Source organism: Pseudomonas macauensis (assembly GCF_047902425.1).
In the GTDB taxonomy this organism is placed as follows: Bacteria; Pseudomonadota; Gammaproteobacteria; order Pseudomonadales; family Pseudomonadaceae; genus Pseudomonas.
The window spans coordinates 2,257,795-2,276,760 of the sequence record NZ_CP138377.1 but is presented as its reverse complement, the minus strand read 5'-3'; the positions used below and the strand labels follow the sequence as shown (position 1 = coordinate 2,276,760).

General features: G+C 64.4%; 16 protein-coding genes. 8 read left to right on the top strand and 8 right to left on the bottom strand.

What is annotated here, in order from left to right:
* Positions 1 to 5: 5 nt before the first annotated feature.
* The 4 genes from nirB to cobA are packed head-to-tail and all read left to right on the top strand — an operon-like array spanning position 6 to position 6,382.
* A complete protein-coding gene (gene nirB, locus SD196_RS10815) occupies positions 6 to 2,456 on the top strand; it encodes a nitrite reductase large subunit NirB (RefSeq protein ID WP_416311432.1) in 2,451 nt (816 codons plus the stop codon).
* 57 nt (positions 2,457 to 2,513) lie between these two features.
* Positions 2,514 to 2,855, top strand: coding sequence for a nitrite reductase small subunit NirD (nirD, locus tag SD196_RS10810; protein WP_331314115.1), 342 nt, complete (start codon positions 2,514 to 2,516; stop codon positions 2,853 to 2,855).
* Positions 2,856 to 2,892: 37 nt separating this feature from the next.
* On the top strand, positions 2,893 to 5,607 hold the full coding sequence (locus SD196_RS10805; protein WP_416311431.1) for a molybdopterin-dependent oxidoreductase: 2,715 nt from the start codon (positions 2,893 to 2,895) through the stop codon (positions 5,605 to 5,607).
* Between the two features lie 37 nt (positions 5,608 to 5,644).
* On the top strand, positions 5,645 to 6,382 hold the full coding sequence (gene cobA, locus SD196_RS10800; protein ID WP_275607676.1) for a uroporphyrinogen-III C-methyltransferase: 738 nt from the start codon (positions 5,645 to 5,647) through the stop codon (positions 6,380 to 6,382).
* A 69-nt stretch (positions 6,383 to 6,451) separates the two neighbouring features.
* Here cobA and SD196_RS10795 read toward each other — a convergent pair whose 3' ends face one another.
* From SD196_RS10795 to ppsA, 8 genes are all read right to left on the bottom strand, one after another.
* The gene (locus tag SD196_RS10795) at positions 6,452 to 7,507 is read right to left on the bottom strand and encodes an OmpA family protein (protein ID WP_275607677.1); all 1,056 of its coding nucleotides are present in this window, start codon (positions 7,505 to 7,507) and stop codon (positions 6,452 to 6,454) included.
* A gap of 108 nt (positions 7,508 to 7,615) precedes the next feature.
* Positions 7,616 to 8,206 carry an RNA polymerase sigma factor SigX gene (sigX, locus tag SD196_RS10790; protein ID WP_275607678.1) on the bottom strand — a complete coding sequence of 197 codons (591 nt, stop codon included), beginning with the start codon at positions 8,204 to 8,206 and terminating at the stop codon, positions 7,616 to 7,618.
* A 72-nt stretch (positions 8,207 to 8,278) separates the two neighbouring features.
* Entirely contained in the window at positions 8,279 to 9,103 is an 825-nt protein-coding gene (locus SD196_RS10785; RefSeq protein ID WP_275607679.1) for a mechanosensitive ion channel family protein, read from the bottom strand.
* 2 nt (positions 9,104 to 9,105) lie between these two features.
* Positions 9,106 to 9,360 (bottom strand): CrfX protein, encoded by a 255-nt coding sequence (locus SD196_RS10780; protein ID WP_275607680.1) that lies wholly within the window; start codon positions 9,358 to 9,360, stop codon positions 9,106 to 9,108.
* Positions 9,361 to 9,409: 49 nt separating this feature from the next.
* Positions 9,410 to 10,408, bottom strand: a complete 999-nt coding sequence (locus SD196_RS10775) for a zinc transporter ZntB (RefSeq protein ID WP_275607681.1) — start codon at positions 10,406 to 10,408, stop codon at positions 9,410 to 9,412.
* Positions 10,409 to 10,502: 94 nt separating this feature from the next.
* The gene (rraA, locus tag SD196_RS10770) at positions 10,503 to 10,991 is read right to left on the bottom strand and encodes a ribonuclease E activity regulator RraA (RefSeq protein ID WP_152222602.1); all 489 of its coding nucleotides are present in this window, start codon (positions 10,989 to 10,991) and stop codon (positions 10,503 to 10,505) included.
* Between the two features lie 105 nt (positions 10,992 to 11,096).
* Positions 11,097 to 12,071, bottom strand: coding sequence for an alpha/beta fold hydrolase (locus SD196_RS10765; RefSeq protein ID WP_331314105.1), 975 nt, complete (start codon positions 12,069 to 12,071; stop codon positions 11,097 to 11,099).
* A gap of 67 nt (positions 12,072 to 12,138) precedes the next feature.
* Complete coding sequence (gene ppsA, locus SD196_RS10760; RefSeq protein ID WP_275607683.1) at positions 12,139 to 14,508, bottom strand: phosphoenolpyruvate synthase; 2,370 nt, start codon at positions 14,506 to 14,508, stop codon at positions 12,139 to 12,141.
* A 165-nt stretch (positions 14,509 to 14,673) separates the two neighbouring features.
* On the opposite strand from ppsA, the gene SD196_RS10755 reads away from it, so the two are divergent.
* The 4 genes from SD196_RS10755 to SD196_RS10740 all read left to right on the top strand — a co-directional run bounded on the left by SD196_RS10755 (position 14,674) and on the right by SD196_RS10740 (position 18,965).
* Entirely contained in the window at positions 14,674 to 15,492 is an 819-nt protein-coding gene (locus SD196_RS10755; RefSeq protein WP_152222596.1) for a pyruvate, water dikinase regulatory protein, read from the top strand.
* Positions 15,493 to 15,653: 161 nt separating this feature from the next.
* Positions 15,654 to 17,255 carry a DUF3300 domain-containing protein gene (locus tag SD196_RS10750; RefSeq protein ID WP_416311430.1) on the top strand — a complete coding sequence of 534 codons (1,602 nt, stop codon included), beginning with the start codon at positions 15,654 to 15,656 and terminating at the stop codon, positions 17,253 to 17,255.
* A gap of 10 nt (positions 17,256 to 17,265) precedes the next feature.
* Positions 17,266 to 18,156 (top strand): DUF2950 domain-containing protein, encoded by an 891-nt coding sequence (locus tag SD196_RS10745; protein ID WP_331314098.1) that lies wholly within the window; start codon positions 17,266 to 17,268, stop codon positions 18,154 to 18,156.
* Between the two features lie 269 nt (positions 18,157 to 18,425).
* Positions 18,426 to 18,965 (top strand): ATP-dependent zinc protease, encoded by a 540-nt coding sequence (locus tag SD196_RS10740; protein WP_275607686.1) that lies wholly within the window; start codon positions 18,426 to 18,428, stop codon positions 18,963 to 18,965.
* The last annotated feature ends 1 nt before the right edge of the window (position 18,966 follow it).

Sequence of the window (18,966 nt, the reverse complement as noted above, 5' to 3'; positions counted from 1 at the left end):
CTGACATGAAAAAGCTCAAGCTCGTACTGATCGGCAACGGCATGGCCGGTGTGCGCACCCTCGAAGAACTGCTGAAGATCGCGCCCGACCTCTACGACATCACCGTGTTCGGCGCCGAGCCCCACCCCAACTACAACCGTATCCTGCTCTCCCCCGTGCTGGCCGGCGAACAGGCCTTCGAGGACATCGTCCTCAACGACCTCAACTGGTACAGCGAGAATGGCATCCGCCTGCTGCTCAACCGCAAGGTCACCCGCATCGACCGCCACCGCCGCAAGGTCTACGCCGCGGACGGCAGCGAAGCTGAATACGACCGCCTGCTGATCGCCACCGGCTCCAACCCCTTCATCCTGCCGGTGCCGGGCAACCGCCTGGAGGGCGTGATCGGCTACCGCGACATCGCCGACACCCAAACCATGATCGACACCGCCGGCAGCCATAGCCACGCGGTGGTCATCGGCGGCGGCCTGCTCGGCCTGGAGGCCGCCAACGGTCTCAAGCAGCGCGGCATGGACGTGACCGTGGTGCACCTCTCCGACTGGCTGCTGGAGCGCCAGCTGGACCGCACTGCTGGCAAACTGCTGCAAAGTGCGTTGGAATCACGCGGCATTCATTTCCGCCTCAACACCCAGACTGAGGAGCTGATCGACGACGGCAGCGGCCGCGTCTGCGCCGTGCGCTTCAAGGACGGCGAGGTGATCGCCGCCGACCTGGTGGTGATGGCCGCCGGCATACGCCCCAATACGGAACTCGCCGAGAAGACCGGCCTGCCCTGCAACCGCGGCATCCTGGTCAACGACACCCTGCAAACCTACGATCCGCGCATCTACGCCCTGGGCGAATGCGCCAGCCACCGTGGCATCGCCTACGGCCTGGTGGCGCCGCTGTTCGAGCAGGCCAAGGTCTGCGCCAACCACCTGGCCATGCTCGGCTTCGCCCGCTACCAGGGCTCGGTGACCTCCACCAAGCTCAAGGTCACCGGCATCGACCTGTTCTCCGCTGGCGAATTCATGGGCGGCGAAGGCACCGAGACCATCACCCTCTCCGACCCCATCGGCGGCGTGTACAAGAAGCTGGTGATCAAGGACGACGTGCTGGTTGGCGCCTGCCTCTACGGCGACACCGCCGACGGTGGCTGGTACTTCCGGCAGATCCGAGAGAACCACAACGTCGCCGAGATCCGCGACCATCTGATGTTCGGCGAGAGCAGCATTGGCGACGTCGGCCATCAGGGCCAGAACAGCGCGGCGAACATGCCTGACAGCGCCGAAGTCTGCGGCTGCAACGGCGTGTGCAAGGGCACCATCGTCAAGGCGATCCAGGAGAACGGCCTGTTCAGCGTCGACGAGGTGAAGAAGCACACCAAGGCCGCCAGCTCCTGCGGTTCCTGCGCAGGGCTCGTGGAACAGATCCTGATCAGCACCGTGGGCGGCGCGGCGGACGTGAAGCCCAAGAGCGAGAAAGCCATCTGCGGCTGCAGCGACCTCAACCACGGCCAGATACGCCAAGCGATCCGCGAGCATCACCTGACCTCGCTGAGCTCCGCCATGCGTTTCATGGACTGGCGCACTCCGGACGGCTGCGCCACCTGCCGCCCGGCACTGAACTACTACCTGATCTCCACCTGGCCGGGCGAGGCCAAGGACGACCCGCAGTCGCGCCTGATCAACGAACGCGCCCACGCCAACATCCAGAAGGACGGCACCTACTCGGTGGTCCCGCGTATGTGGGGCGGCGTGACCAATGCCGCCGAACTGCGGCGCATCGCCGACGTCGCCGACAAGTACCAGGTGCCCATGATGAAAGTCACAGGCGGCCAGCGCATCGACCTATTGGGCATCAGGAAGGACGACCTGCCGGCAATCTGGAAGGAGCTGGACATGCCCTCCGGCCATGCCTACGGCAAGTCCATCCGTACGGTGAAGACCTGCGTGGGCAGCGAGTTCTGCCGCTTCGGCACGCAGAACTCGACCCAGTTGGGCATCGACCTGGAGCACGACCTGTTCAACATGTGGTCGCCGCACAAGGTCAAGCTGGCGGTCTCCGGCTGCCCGCGCAACTGCGCCGAGGCCGGCATCAAGGACATCGGCATCATCGGCGTGGATTCGGGCTGGGAGCTGTACATCGGCGGCAACGGCGGGATCAAGACCGAGGTGGCGGAGTTCTTCGTCAAGCTCAAGACCGCCGAAGAAGTGCGCGAGTACAGCGGCGCCTTCCTGCAGCTCTACCGCGAGGAGGCCTTCTACCTCGAACGCACCGTGCATTACCTGCAACGCGTGGGCATGGAGCGCATCAAGAAGGCCGTGCTGGAGGACGCGGAGAACCGCCAGGCGCTCAACGCGCGCCTGCAATTCTCCCTGTCGCTGGAGCAGGACCCGTGGCAGGAGCGCATCGCCCAGCAACCGCTGAAGAAGGAATTCGAACGGATTCCGCTCAAGCAACTGGAAACCGCCTGAGTGCACGACGGGCCCCGTCACCGGGGCCCCCAATCACCGCATCGCTGGAGACATCTCATGAACTGGCTGGACATCTGCGCCCTGGACGACATTAACCCGCTGGGCTCGCGCGTCATCGCCGGCCCCCAGGGCGACATCGCGATCTTCCGCACTTCCGACGACGAAGTCTTCGCCCTCGACGACCGCTGCCCGCACAAGGGCGGCCCGCTGTCCCAGGGGCTCATCTACGGCAAGCGCGTGGCCTGCCCGCTGCATAACTGGCAGATCGAACTGGCCAATGGCGAAGCCGTCGCCCCCGACCAGGGCTGCGCCCATCGCCACGACGTGAAGGTCGAGGACGGCCGGGTGCTGCTGGCCCTGCGCGGTCTTGCTGTTCTGGATCAGGCCCACTGCGCCTGATCCCCACTTTGCCGAAACACTGCAGCGAGGCCGCGCCATGAACCCGAACCGTCGCACCACCGCATCCACCTGCTGCTACTGCGGCGTGGGCTGCGGCGTACTGATCGAACACGACGACGAGCGCATCCTGGGCGTACAGGGCGACCCGCAGCATCCGGCCAACTTCGGCCGCCTGTGCAGCAAGGGTTCGACCCTGCACCTCACCGGCGATGCCTCCGCCCGCGCGCAGTTCCCGGAGCTGCGCCTGGGCAAGGGCCTGTCGCGCACCCGGACCGACTGGGACACCGCGCTGGAGCATGCGGCAGGCATCTTCGCCGAGACCATTCGCGAGCACGGACCGGACAGCGTGGCCTTCTACGTATCCGGCCAACTGCTCACCGAGGACTACTACGCCTTCAACAAGCTCGCCCGCGCCCTGGTCGGCACCAACAACATCGACAGCAACTCGCGGCTGTGCATGTCTTCTGCGGTAGTCGGCTACAAGCGCAGCCTTGGCGCCGACGCCCCGCCCTGCAGCTACGAGGACATCGAGCGGGCCGACTGCGTGATGATCGCCGGCAGCAACATGGCCTACGCCCACCCGATACTGTTCCGTCGCCTGGAAGAGGCCCGCGCGCGGCGCCCGGAGATGAAGCTGATCGTCATCGACCCGCGCGTCACTGACACCGCCGAACAGGCCGACCTGCACCTGGCCATCCTGCCCGGCACCGACGTTGCGCTGTTCCACGGCATCCTGCACATCCTGCTCTGGGAAGGCTGGATCGACCGCGCCTTTATCGATGCTCACACCGAAGGTCTGAACGAACTCAAGGCGCTGGTGCGCGACTACGGCCCGCTCGCCGTGGCGGAAATCTGCGGCATCGCCGTGGATGACCTGCAGCACGCCGCCCAGTGGATCGGCCAAGCGCCCTCCTTTCTCTCGCTCTGGTGCATGGGCCTGAACCAATCCACCGCCGGCAGCGCGAAGAACAGTGCACTGATCAACCTGCACCTGGCCACCGGGCAGATCGGCCGTCCCGGCGCCGGCCCCTTCTCCCTCACCGGCCAACCCAATGCCATGGGCGGCCGCGAGACCGGCAGCCTGTCCAACCTGCTACCCGGCCATCGCGAAGCCGGCAATGCCGAACACCGCGCGGAAGTCGCCGCCTACTGGGGCGTCGAGCACCTGCCGCAGAATCCCGGCCTGAGCGCCATCGAGCTGTTCGACGGCGTGCGGGACGGACGCATCAAGGCCCTGTGGATCGCCTGCACCAACCCGGCGCAGTCCCTGCCAGACCAGACCCGCGTGCGCGAAGCCTTGGCCGCCTGCCCCTTCGTCATCGTCCAGGAAGCCTTCAGCACCAGCGAAACCTGCCAGTACGCCGACCTGCTGCTGCCGGCCGCCAGCTGGGGCGAAAAGGAAGGTACGGTGACCAACTCCGAACGCCGCATCAGTCATGTGCGCCCGGCCATAACCGCCATCGGCGAGGCGCGCGCGGACTGGAGCATCGTCTGCGATTTCGCCCGCCGCCTGGAGCAGCGCCTGCGCCCCGGCGAGACCAGCCTGTTCGACTTCGACTCGCCGGCAGCACTGTTCGATGAGTACAAATTGCTGACCCGCGAGCGCGATCTCGACCTATCCGGCATCAGTTACGCCCTGCTGGACACTCGCGGCCCGCAGCAATGGCCCTTCCCTTTGCACGCAACCCAAGGCACCGAGCGCCTCTACAGCGACGGGCAATTCCCCACCGCCAATGGCCGCGCCCGGCTCATCGCCGAGCCCTATCGCGCACCGAAGGAAAAACGCGATGCGCGCTATCCGCTGATCCTCAACACCGGGCGCCTGCGTGATCAGTGGCACGGCATGACCCGCACCGGCACCGCGCCGCAGCTGTTCGGTCACGTAGAAGAAGCCGTGCTTGGCCTGCACCCGGACGAACTGCGCCGCCGACGCATCAGCGACGGCCAACTGGTCCGCCTGCACAGTCGTCGTGGCGAGCTGGTGCTGCCGGTGCAGGCCGACGATCGTCTGCGGCCCGGCCAGGCTTTCCTGCCGATGCACTGGGGTGACCGCTTCCTCAAAGGTTTGGGCGTCAACGTACTCACATTGCCGGCCGTGGACCCGCTGTCACGTCAGCCCGAGCTGAAACACGCCACGGTGGAAGTCAGCCGTATCGAGCTGCCCTGGCAGTTCTTCGCCCTGGTGGAAGGCGATGTACAGAAACGTTTCGATGCCCTGCGCCCGCTGTTCGAAGGCCTGCGTTACGCCAGCTTCAGCCCCACTGGCCGCGAGCGCCCGGCCCTGGTGATCCGGGCCGCGCACCATAAGGCGCCGAGCGCGGAATGGCTGGCCTCCATCGATGCGCTGCTCAATCTCAACGATGGGCCAGTCATGGCGTACGACGACCCCCGTCTCTCGGTCGGCAAACGCGTACGCATCGAGCAATCGCGCATCGTCTCGCTGCGCCTGGCGGGCGAAACGGCAGCGCACGCCTGGCTGCGCGAACTGTGGAAGGAAGGCCGCGCCGATCAGGAACTGCGCCGCTGGCTACTCGCGCCCCTCAGTGCCGCGCCGGGCAAAGCCGGCGCTACGGCCGACAAGATCCTGTGCAACTGCCTGGACGTCAGCCAGAGCCGCATCCAGGCCGGCATCGACCAGGACCTGGACCTGGACGGCCTCAAGTGCGAACTCAAGTGCGGGACCGCCTGCGGTTCCTGCGTACCGGAAATCAAGCGCCTGCTGGCCCAGCGTCCGCTGGCCGCAACGGCCTGAATCACGCCGCGTAGACGGCAGCCCGAGGAGATGGATCATGAGTGGAAAAGTCTGGCTGATCGGCGCGGGCCCGGGTGATCCGGAACTGCTGACCCTGAAGGCAGTACGCGCCCTGGCACAGGCCGAGGTGGTCCTGATCGATGATCTGGTGAACCCGGCGGTGCTGGAACACTGCCCGACGGCGCGGGTGATTTCCGTCGGCAAGCGCGGCGGCTGCCGCTCCACGCCGCAGGATTTCATCCACCGGCTGATGCTGCGCCATGCCCGCCAAGGACGGCGTGTGGCGCGCCTCAAAGGTGGCGATCCGTGCATCTTCGGGCGTGGCGGCGAGGAGGCCGAGTGGCTTGGTGTGCGGGGTATCGAGTGCGAACTGGTGAACGGCATCACTGCCGGACTGGCAGCTGCGACTCAGTGTCGCATCCCGCTGACCCTGCGCGGCGTGAGTCGAGGTGTGACCCTTGTAACCGCGCACACCCAGGACGACAGCCCCTTGAACTGGCGCGGCCTGGCCGAGGGCGGCACGACGCTGGTGGTGTACATGGGCGTGGCGAAACTGGCGGAAATCCGCGACGGCCTGCTGGACGGCGGAATGCCCGCCGAGATGCCGGTGGCGATGATCGAGAATGCCTCCCTGCCCAGCCAGCGCGAGTACCGCAGCCGGATCAAGGACATGCTCGAAGATGCCCGGCGCTTTGCCCTGAAAAGCCCGGCAATCCTGGTGATCGGCGAGGTGGCCGCCGCCGCGCAACAGCTCGCTCTGGAGCGTACCGCCTGATCCGAAAACTTTCTCGCAGGCAAAGAAAAACCCGGCCTAGGCCGGGTTTTTCTCAGCAGCTCAGACCAATTACTTGGCTTGGGCTTCTACTTGGGCTTCTACGCGGCGGTTAACAGCGCGGCCTTCGGCAGTTGCGTTGTCAGCAACCGGACGGCTCTCACCATAACCAACAGCGTTTACGCGGCCGCCTTCAACACCGTACTCGTTGACCAGTACGTCACGAACGGCGTTGGCACGACGCTCGGACAGCTTCTGGTTGTAGGCGTCGGTGCCGACGGAGTCGGTGTGGCCTTCAACGGTGGTGGAGGTGGACGGGTACTGCTTCATGAAGTCAGCCAGGTTCTTGATGTCAGCGTAGCTGTTCTCTTTAACCTTGGACTTGTCGAAGTCGAACTTCACGTCCAGCTGAACGCGAACGACTTCAGCAACAGCCGGGCAGCCGTTGGCGTCAACGGTGACGTTGGCCGGGGTGTTCGGGCACTTGTCGACGTTGTCGCAGACGCCGTCGTTGTCGGAGTCGGAGCAGACTTCAGCAACCGGCTCCGGAGCCGGGGCGGCTTTGCCACCACCGAAGTTCATACCAACACCCAGACCAGCCATCCACTCGCCCTGGTGACCGTTGTCACGCTGCTCCAGGCCGTACTGACCGTCGAGGCTCGCCTTGGCGTAGAAGTTCTCGGTGAAGTAGTACTTTAGACCGGTACCGATCATGGCCATGGTCAGGTTCTGACGACCGCCGTTGTCGGAATTGATGTTGGTCAGGCTCTGGTGACCGATACCTGCCGACACGTACGGACGCAGGTTACCAGCACCCGGGGTGCCGAAGTGGTAGATGGCATCCAGAGTGCTCAGGTTGCCGTGAACCTTCTTGTTGCCGGTCTCGTAGGTGCCACGAACGTCGTGGTACTCACCGTAGGACAGAGCCAGCTCGACGTCGTCGGTCAGGAAGTAGCCGACGGAGCCGCCGTACAGATCCGCGTTCTTCATGTTGCGGGTGCTGTCGGTGAAGTAGCGCTTGCCGAAGGCCTCGACCTCGACCGCGCCCTGGCCTTGAGCGAAGGCGTTTACAGCGGTGGCGGCGATTACAGAGCCGACAACGACGCCAAGGGTGTTCTTCAGTTTCATCCGTTAAATCCCCATCTTGGTGGTCAATAAGTTGTCAAACCATAGGCCGTACAACTTGGGTGGCAAGTTTATCAGAACTTCCCGGCCAAAGAGACAATATTTACTAAACTATGATTCCGTCACACCGGAAAACTTTTCGCGCAATCGATCGAGTGCACGCTTGTAGCGCATTTTGGTAGCGCTCAACCCCATGTGCATGATATCGGCGATTTCCTGGAACTCGAGCTCGGCCACGAATCGCAATACCAGAATTTCCCGATCAATGGGATTGACATGAACTAGCCATCGGTCTAGTCCACCGCGCTCTTCCACTTTCGGAGCCTTCTCTTCGGAAGCCTCCTCCACCGGGTCCAGACTCAGCGCATCGAGCAATCGCCGTTTGCGCCGCTCCTTCCGATATTGGGTAATGCACTCGTTGTAAGTGATGCTGTACAGCCAGGTCTTGAACTTCGATTTACCCTCGAAGTTCTTCAAACCATACAGAACCTTCAACATCACTTCTTGACACACATCATCGGCGTCCCGGTCATTGCCCAGATATCGGGCACAGACATTGAACAGCGTGCGCTGGTAGCGGCGCATCAGCTCTTCATAGGCTCGGGTCACGTGGAACAGTTCCGCATGAGAACGCTCCACCAGCTCCTCATCGGTAAGCTGGCGCGGGTCGTAGCGCAAGGGAAGTGATTGCGGCGTGTTCAAGTCGGGTCGGGCCAGGTCATGTCAGCGGCCGACGCGGCTCGCGTGGAGCGGCATCGGCGATCGGTCATCATCTCAGCGACTGGTCACTCGCTGATCGAGCAGGATGCGGTTGGCAATGGACACCAGCTCGCCCTCTTCCGTCAGCAGGATAGTCTTGATGGTACCAATTTCCTCGATGATGCCTTCGACATCCGCGACTTTCACTTGTTGCCCGACGTGGTACAGCTCACGCACATAAATGCCCGCGATGATCTGGCCGGCGACTTCGCGGCTGCCAAGGCCCAGGGCCAGCGCTGCCGCCAGGCCGATGGTGATCAGCACGATGGCAATGATGTAGTTCAGCAGGTCGGTCTTGACCTCGAGCTGGCCGATGGCCACCGAGATGCTGATGATGATGACCAGCCACTGGGCGACACGCCCCAGGCCATTGGCGTATTCGAGACCGACACCGTCCGCGGCGCCGCGCACCAGGCTGTTGGCCAGCTGGGCGAGGAGAATGCCGACGATCAGCACCAGCGCCGCGCCGAAGACCTTCGGCAGGTACAGCGCGAGCATGTCGAGGGTGGCGGATACGCGCTGCAGGCCCAGCGACTCCGCAGCGGAGACCAGGAACACCAGCAGCACGAACCAGTAGATGATCTTGCCGATCAGGGTCGAGACCGGCACCTGGATCCCGGCCCGGGACATCAGCTTGGTCAGGCCGGTGCCCGCCATCAGGCGATCCAGGCCCAGCTTGGCCAGCAGCTTGGACAGCAGCGCGTCGAGCAGCTTGGCGACGATGAAGCCGAGCAGCACGATCACCAGCGCGGCGAGCAGGTTCGGAATGAACCCGGCCAGCTTGCCCCACAGGGTGTTCATGGCGGTGAGCAGGCTTTGCGTCCAGATGTCGAATTGCATGTTCAATCGGCCTTGTCAGCGGAAGGGGCGGAATTCTGCACGTGGCGCGATACGGGTGCAAGGTGCGCGGCGCCACGGGTGACCCCAATGGACAGCGCCTCCAGCCAGTGGCCCATGAGGCTGAACAGGTCGCCCGCGCCGACCTGGCGGTTGGCGGTCTTGAGCACGCGATCCAGGCGCGAGTCGTCGCCCGGCTGCTCCGGCGGCATCTTCAGCAGATCACGCAAGGATTCTTCAAATGGGTCGTGCATACGCACCTCGCCTGTGTGAGGTGCTTGACGCCCTCACCACCTCAAAAGTCACAACCTAGAGCCAACGCAGGCGGCGGAAGATCCACCACTGGAAGGTGGCAATCCCAAGGATCAGCAGGCAGGCCACGGCGAAGCCGTAGGGTGCGCTGGAGCCGGGAATGCCGCCGACGTTGATACCCAGAAGCCCCGTCACGAAGCTCATGGGCAGGAAAAAGCCGGTAATTATACCCAGCAGATACATGGTGCGGTTCATTCGCTCGGTAATTCGACGATGTTCGGCCTCCTGGATCAGGCTGATGCGCTCGCGAACCAGCTCCAGCTCCTCCAGGTTCCGGGTCAGGCGGTTGTACAGCTCGTTCCAGTAGTCGGCGTCATCGGCGACCGTCCAGGACAGCTTGAACTTGATCATCTGCGCGTAGATATCGCGCTGCGGCGAGAGATAGCGCCGCAACCCGGCAGCCCGCCGGCGCAGCGTCCGCAGTTGGTGCTGATCGGGAATGCTGCGCTCGTCCTCCTCGATGGCTTCCTCCATGGCGTCGAGCTGGTCGGCCAGACCACCGATCAGCGTATCGACCCGGTCGGTGAGGTAATGCGCTAGATACAGCACCACTTCCGACGCCGTCTTCGGGCCGCGCCCGGCCGCGAGGTCGGTGCGCAGGTCGGCCACCGCCTTGAGCGGGCGCAAACGCAGGGAAATCACCCGTTGCGACTCGGCGTAGACGCGCAGCGACACCATGTCCTCGGGCACCGCTCCGGGGTTCAGGTTCACGCCCCGCAGGAACAGCAGCAGGCGCTCGCCACCCAGATCGACCAGTCGCGGACGGGTCGCCTCCTCCAGCAGCAGGTCGCAGGCGAACTCGTTGAGCCCGCTGGACTCACGCAGCCAGGCTTGCGCCTCCGGCACACCGCGGTCCCAGTGCACCCAGAGACTTTCCTCGGGCTTGAGGTCCAGCAACGGCAATTCGTTGCGGGATATCTCCCGGGCACCGCCACGCCCATCAAGCACGAAGCCGTCGATCAAGCCACGCTCGGTGCCACTTTCGTATGCCTGCATGCCCTCTCCCGCGTTCGCCCTTGGGGGCGCTCCATGAAAAATGCCGGAAGCCTTCGCTTCCGGCATTGACTCGAACCGCGCTCGGAGGTTCGATTTACTCCGGCATTTTCAACGCTTTAGGCGAAACGATGATGCCGTTGTTGTCGGCATAGACGAACTCGCCCGGGCGGAAGGTGATGCCACCGAAGGTCACTGCGACGTTCAGGTCGCCGATGCCGCGCTTGTCGGTCTTCATCGGGTGACTGGCCAGCGCCTGCACGCCCAGGTCGGTCTGGGCGATCACGTCGACGTCACGGATGCAGCCATACACCACGATGCCTTCCCAGCCGTTCTTCGCCGCCTTCTCGGCCAGCATGTCGCCCAGCAGCGCGCGGCGCAGGGAGCCGCCGCCGTCCACCACCATGACCTTGCCCTTGCCGTCCTTCTCGACCTGCTCCTTGACCAGCGAGTTGTCCTCGAAGCACTTGATGGTGACGATCTCGCCACCGAAGGAGTCCCGCCCGCCGAAGTTGCTGAACATCGGCTCGACGACCTGGACCAGCTCCGGGTAGGCATCGCACAGATCGGGGGTGACGTAATGCATGGAGACGCTCCTCTTGATGAAAACGGATACGGCAATCCGGCCCTGACGTGACCGAAAGGCTCACTGGCGTCACAGTCTAACCGCTACGGCGCCAGCGAGGAACGCTCAAGCCTGCGCCAGAGCGCCTTGCCCGGCCGGCAATGCACCGTGCTCCAGCCAGTGCTGCAACAGAGGCCAGACTTCACGCTGCGCGCCCTTGCTGATCAGCATCTCGACATGACCATAGTCTTCGGAGAATCCGTGGCGCTTGCCCAGGCGCAGGTATTCCCGAGCCTCGGAGCCAAACTGCTCCAGCAGTTGGCGACAGGCCCAGGCCGGGTCCTGGTAATCACCGTCGGAGGCCACCGCCAGCACCGGCACCTTGACGTTCTGCAGACCGCCCCACCAGTCGTTGTCCTTCTCGCCGAAGCGACCGAACAGGCTGTACCAGCGCAGGGTTTCCAGAGCCAGGCCGAGCGGCTCGTCTTCCGGACCGCGCTTGAGCCTGGAGCCGGACAGCCCGCCCATGCGCTTGAGCAGGAAGCGCCCGCTCCAGGCCACCGGCGGCAGCTTGAGCGGCCAGTAGGTACGGCTGATCTGGCTGCCACACAGCGCCACGCTGGCCGCCTGCCCGTCCTCCAGATAGCCGCCACCGAGCGCCGCCGCGAGGGTGATACCGCCCAGGGAATGGCCGATCCAGTGCGGCGCCTGACCACTCTGCTCGACGACGAAGCGGGCGATGGCCGGCAGGTCGAAGCGCGCATAGTCGGCCACGCGGTTGCGGTCATAGTCCTGATTGCGCGGAGAAAGCCCGTGCCCGCGCATCTCCGGAATCCAGACGTCGAAGCCGGCACGCGCCAGATACGGGCCGAAGCCGATGCACCTGGGTGAATACCAGAAGCGGCGGTTGGAAAAGCTGCCGTGCAGAAGGATCACCGGCACGCCACGGGAGCCATCGCGCTGCCCGAGACGGGTCAGCACCAGCTCGACACTGGAATCGGGGCTGTTACCCGGTTTCAAGCGGTATACGTCCTCGGTGAGGTCACCGCGGAACTCTGCGCTCATCAGCGCGACGGGAAAGAGTTGACTGCTGCTTTGCATGGAATCGGCTGGCACAAAAAAGGGCGGGTGAAATCACCCGCCCTTCTCATGGATGGTGAAGGAACTGTCAGGAGTGGCCTTCGGCGAGGAAGAACCAGGTGTCGAGAACCGAGTCGGGGTTCAGCGACACGCTCTCGATGCCCTGTTCCATCAGCCACTTGGCGAGGTCCGGATGGTCCGACGGGCCCTGGCCGCAGATGCCGATGTACTTGCCGGCACGGTTGCACGCCTGGATGGCGTTGGACAGGAGCTTCTTCACCGCCGGGTTACGCTCGTCGAACAGGTGCGCGACGATGCCCGAGTCACGGTCCAGGCCCAGGGTCAGCTGGGTCAGGTCGTTGGAACCGATGGAGAAGCCGTCGAAGAACTCCAGGAACTCATCGGCCAGCAGGGCGTTGGACGGCAGCTCGCACATCATGATGACGCGCAGGCCGTTCTCGCCACGCTTGAGGCCGTTGGTGGCCAGCAGGTCAACGACCTGGGAGGCTTCGCCCAGGGTACGCACGAAGGGCACCATCAGCTCGACGTTGGTCAGGCCCATCTCGTTGCGGACCTTCTTCATCGCGCGGCATTCGAGCTCGAAGCAGTCGCGGAAGGACTCGCTGATGTAGCGCGAGGCGCCACGGAAGCCGAGCATCGGGTTCTCTTCTTCCGGCTCGTAGAGCTTGCCGCCGATCAGGTTGGCATATTCGTTGGACTTGAAGTCCGACAGACGCACGATGACCTTCTTCGGCCAGAAGGCAGCGGCCAGGGTGCTGACGCCCTCGACCAGCTTCTCGACGTAGAAGCCGACCGGATCGTCGTAACCGGCGATGCGCTTCTCGACGCTCTCCTTGATGTCCGCCGGCAGGCTGGCGAAGTTCAGCAGCGCCTTGGGGTGCACGCCGATCATGCGGTTGATGATGAATTCCAGGCGAGCCAGGCCCACGCCTTCGTTCGGCAGCTGGGCGAAGTCGAAGGCGCGGTCGGGGTTGCCGACGTTCATCATGATCTTGAACGGCAGCTCCGGCATGGCATCGACCGAGTTCTGGCGGATGTCGAAGCCCAGTTCGCCTTCATAGATCAGGCCGGTGTCGCCTTCGGCGCAGGATACGGTCACACGCTGGCCATCCTTCAGCGCCGCGGTGGCGTTGCCACAGCCGACGACAGCGGGGATGCCCAGTTCACGGGCGATGATCGCCGCGTGGCAGGTACGGCCGCCACGGTTGGTGACGATGGCGCTGGCACGCTTCATCACCGGCTCCCAATCCGGGTCGGTCATGTCGGAGACCAGTACGTCGCCCGGCTGGACCTTGTCCATCTCGGAAACGTCGTGGATCACCTTCACCGGGCCTGCGCCGATGCGCTGGCCGATGGCGCGGCCTTCCACCAGGACCTTGCCCTTTTCCTTGAGCAGGTAGCGCTCCATCACGGTGGCGCTGACGCGGCTCTTCACGGTCTCGGGGCGGGCCTGGACGATGTACAGCTTGCCGTCGTCGCCATCTTTGGCCCACTCGATGTCCATCGGACGCTCGTAGTGCTTCTCGATGATCAGGGCCTGCTTGGCCAGCTCGGTCACTTCGGCGTCGGACAGGGCGAAGCGGGCGCGATCGGCCTTCTCCACGTCGACCACCTTGACCGACTTGCCGGCCTTGGCTTCTTCGCCGTAGACCATCTTGATGGCCTTGCTGCCCAGGTTGCGACGCAGGATCGCCGGGCGGCCGGCTTCCAGGGTCGGCTTGTGGACGTAGAACTCGTCGGGGTTCACCGCGCCCTGCACCACGGTCTCGCCGAGGCCATAGGCGCCGGTGATGAACACCACGTCACGGAAACCGGATTCGGTGTCCAGGGTGAACATCACGCCGGCGGTGCCGGTTTCGGAGCGGACCATGCGCTGCACACCGGCGGACAGGGCGACCAGCTTGTGGTCGAAGCCCTGGTGCACGCGGTAGGCGATGGCACGGTCGTTGAAGAGGGAGGCGAAGACTTCCTTGGCCGCGCGGATCACGTTGTCCACGCCGCGGATGTTCAGGAAGGTCTCCTGCTGGCCGGCGAAGGAGGCGTCCGGCAGGTCTTCGGCGGTTGCCGAGGAGCGTACGGCAACGGCCATGTTGTCGTTGCCGGCGGCCATCTCGGTGAAGGCCTTGCGGATATCGGCGTCGAGCTGGGCCGGGAATTCGGCATCCATCACCCATTGGCGGATCTGCGCACCGGTCTTGGCCAGGGCATTCACGTCATCCACATCGAGAGCGTCCAGCGCAGCATGGATGCGATCGTTAAGGCCGCTCTGCTCGAGGAAGTCACGGTAGGCCTGGGCGGTGGTGGCGAAACCACCTGGTACGGAAACACCAGCACCGGCGAGGTTGCTGATCATTTCGCCCAGGGATGCGTTCTTGCCCCCCACACGTTCGACATCATGGACGCCGAGCTTATCGAGGGAAACTACGTACTCTACCAAGGTGATCTCTCCACTAAGGTGTTGGAAAAGGTCGTACGGGCCGGTGCGGCGCCACTCTTCTGGCCCGGGCCAGAAAAATGAGTAAGAATGCCCCGGCAAAGGGCCTTGCAAACGCGCGGCCTATCATAGCCAAGAAACGTTCCTACCTTAAGGCCCGCAGCGCATATGAAACGAACTGCATTCTTCATTTCCGATGGCACCGGCATTACTGCCGAAACCCTCGGCCAGAGCCTTCTTGCGCAGTTCGAGAACATCAATTTCGTCAAACTGACGCGACCTTACATCGATACCGAAGAAAAAGCGCGCGTCATGGTACAGCAAATCAACAACGCTGCCGAGGCGGACGGGGCACGCCCGATCATCTTCGATACCATCGTAAACCGCGAGATCCGTTCGGTCCTTGCGCAATCCAACGGTTTCATGATTGACATCTTCTCGACGTTTTTGTCCCCGCTCGAGCAGGAATTATCCGCCGACTCGTCGTATTCCGTCGGAAAATCCCACAGCATTGGCCACAACTCCAATTACATGGAGCGTATCGACGCGGTCAACTTCGCGCTCGACAACGACGACGGCGCCCGCACCCACTACTACGACAAGGCCGACCTGATCCTGGTGGGCGTGTCGCGCTCCGGCAAGACCCCGACCTGCCTTTATATGGCGTTGCAGTACGGCATCCGCGCGGCGAACTACCCGCTGACCGAGGAAGACATGGAGCGCCTGCAATTGCCCAACGCGCTCAAGCCCTACAAGCACAAGCTGTTCGGCCTGACCATCGATCCCGACCGGCTGACTTCCATCCGCAACGAGCGCAAACCCAACAGCCGCTACGCCAGCTTCGCCCAGTGCGAGTTCGAGGTCCGCGAGGTGGAGAACCTGTTCCGCCGCGAGAACATCGCCTACATCAACTCGACGCATTTCTCGGTGGAAGAGATCTCCGCCAAGATCCTCGTCGAGAAAGGCGTGGAACGCCGGCTCAAGTAGCCGCCCAACTCTCGAAGTACCCTCAATCGACGGCCGGTATCCCCGGCCGTTAGTCTTTCGGCAGCCTCTCGCCAACCCGCCTATCATTCTGTAGACCCGAGATTTGCCCGTGGCGTTTTCGACGGGTCGGGCATTCCCCGGCACAGGCAAAGGAGAGCGCCATGCGCGAATGTCAGCACCTGATTCTGGCTGCCCTGCTGGCGTTGGCCGGCTGCGACAAGAGCGAGCCGCCCAACGCCAAGGTCACCACACCCACGCCCCCAGCCGCCGGCCAACCCGCTGCCGCACCCCCTGCAGCGCCTGCCCCTGCACCGGCAGCCGCGCCAGCGCCACCCGCTGCTGCGGCGACAGCAGCGCCTCCGGCCGCACCGGCAAATCCGTCTCAGGCTGTATTCAGCACCGAAGAACTCGACCAGATGCTCGCGCCGCTGGCGCTGTACCCGGACTCCCTGCTGGCCCAAGTGCTGATGGCAACCACTTACCCGGGCAATGTGGCCGATGCAGCCGCCTGGTCCAAGGCCCACCCCGGCGTAAGCGGCGACGAGGCCGTGAAGCAGGTTGCCAATCAGCCGTGGGACCCGAGCGTCCAGTCGCTGGTGGCGTTCCCTGTCGTATTGGCCACACTGGAACAGGACCCCGCCTGGGTTCAACGCGTCGGCGACGCCTTCCTGGCGCAGCCCGACGCCGTGATGGATTCCGTCCAGCGCCTGCGCCGCCAGGCCCAGGCTGCCGGCAACCTGAAATCCAACGAACAGCAGACCATCAGCATCAAGCCGGCGGCCCCGCCTCCCACGCAACCAGCTCCCGGCGGCGACACGGTGGTCGTGCAGCAGCCCGCCCCCTCGCAGACGATCGTCATCGAGCCGACCAACCCGCAGGTGGTCTACGTTCCCAGCTATAACCCCAATCAGGTCTACGGCACCTGGGCCTATCCCTCCAGCCCGCCGACCTACTACCCGCCTCCGCCCCAATACCAGTACCCCGTCGCTACCGCGCTGGCCACCGGCCTGGCGTTCGGCGCGGGCATCGCCATCGTCAATTCGCTCTGGGGCGATTGCGACTGGGACGACCATGAGATCGACGTGGATGTAGAGCACTACAACAACTTCAACAGCAACCGGAACATCAATCGCAACGTGAACCGCGAGTTCAACGGCAACCGCGCCACCTGGCGCCATGACCCCACCTACCGCAATGGCGTGCCCTACCGTGACGCGGCCAGCCGCGAGCAGTACAACCGCCGGCTGGCAGGCGGCGAGCAGCGCGAGGCATTGCGCGGCTTCGACTCCGCACGCACCCAGGAGCGTGCCCGGGCCCGCGAGAGCCTTGCCCAGCGCGGCATCACCCCACCGGCGGTGAACAATGAGCAGGCCCGCGAACGCGCCCAGGCTGCCACCCGCGACCTGAGGGACAATCCGCAAGCCCGCGAGCGCGCGCAGGCCGCCACCCGGGAACTGCGCAACAACCCCGACGCCCGGCAGCGTGCGCAAAGCGTTGCGCAAAACCGCAGCGCCCAGGCACAGCAACGGCCACGTGCGCAGAACAACTCGCAAATCCGCGAGCAGGCCCGCCAGCAGCGCGCCAGGACCCAGGCGCCGCGGAACAATGCCTTCGTCGGAGCCAACAACCCAAGGCAATCCCGAGCGTTCTCCGAGCGCGGACAAGCCAGCCGCGCCGTCGCCAGCCGGCCTCAGGCCGCACGCGCCGGGCACACCGTACAACGTCCAGCCCGCGCATTTTCCGGCGGCGGACGGCGCCGATAGGAGACGAATCATGCATTTCGCATCGCGCCTACTGGCGCTCGCCCTCCTGGGCGCACTGCCCTGCAGCCTGCTGGCGCAGGAAACCTTTCCCACACCGGAAGCCGCCGCCGATGCCTTCGTCGCCGCGCTCGGCACCGAGAAGGCCGACCCGGAGCGCCTGACCGCCCTACTCGGCAAGGACTGGCGCAGCTACATCCCGCCCGAAGGCATCGACCGGGATGAAGTGGATGCCTTCCTCGCGCATTACAAGGACAAGCACCAGATCGAGAAAGACGGCCCCGACCGTGCCCACCTGGTAGTCGGCAATGATCCATGGACACTGCCCCTGCCGATCCTCCACGAGAAGCAGGGCTGGGCATTCAACGCCAAGGCGGGCGGCGAGGAAATTCGCGTCCGCCGCATCGGCCGCAACGAAGAAGCAGCGATAAACGCGGTGCAGGCCTATCACGATGCGCAGATGGACTTTGCCGAAGTCGACCGCAATGGCGACGGCGTACTGGAATACGCCCAGAAATTCGTCAGCAGCGATGGCCGCCACGACGGCCTGTACTGGCCGCAAGAGGAAGACGGCGAGGAAAGCCCGCTCGGCCCCCTGTTCGGCGACGAACTCCCGGACGGCGGCTGGCACGGCTACCACTACCGCATACTCACCGCCCAGGGTCCCTCGGCCCCCGGCGGCGCCTATGACTACCTGATCGGCGGCAAGATGACCCGAGGCTTCGCCCTGATCGCCTGGCCGGTCCGTTATGGCGACACGGGCGTGATGAGCTTCATGATCAGCCACGACGGGGAGGTCTTCTCCAAGAACCTGGGCCCCAATGGCGACAAGATCGCCCTGAAGATGACCCGCTTCGACCCCGACAGCAGTTGGAGCGAAGTCAAGGTCCCGGAAAGTCCCTGAGCCTCAACGCCCGCCCGCGGCAGCCAGGCTGTCGAGAGCGGGTGCAGCGACTGCCCCTGCGTCTACTGTGCACGGGGCAGTCGCTGACAAATACCCTGCCAAGAGACCAACCGACTGTCGCCACGTAAAAACCACATGGTAGAATTCGCCGCGCTATTGCCTGGCGTCCCTGGGCCCAGCCCGGTGGCAATCCGGCCATGTCCGAGCGAGGGTGACGACCGGGACACCCACTTTTCCAAGGCTTTGCGGCCACCCACTCATCAAGACCCATGAGAATCAAGCCCACTGCCCTGCTGCTCCTGAGCATCGTCCTGTTTTCCGGCGTCAGCGCCGCTGCCGGCAAGACCGTCTACGGTCTGAACGAATACGCCCGCATCGACGACCTGAGCCTGGAGCTGGCAGCCAAGCTCGACACCGGCGCCAAGACCGCCTCGCTCAGCGCCCGCGACATCAAGCGCTTCAAGCGCGACGGTGAGACCTGGGTACGCTTCTACCTGGCCACCGACACCGCCGACAGCCAGCCGATCGAAAAGCCCCTGGCCCGCATCAGCAAGATCAAGCGCCGTCATGGCGACTACGACCCTGACGAAGGCAAGGACTATACCGCCCGCCCGGTGATCGAGCTGGACGTCTGCATGGGCAAGGTCCGACGCACCATCGAAGTGAACCTTACCGACCGCAGCGCCTTCCAATACCCGCTTCTGATCGGCTCCGACGCGCTCAAGCGCTTCGGCGCCCTGGTCGACCCGAGCCTGAAATACGCTGCCGGCAAGCCCGGCTGCCAACCCGTAGCGAAACCTGCCGAGTAAT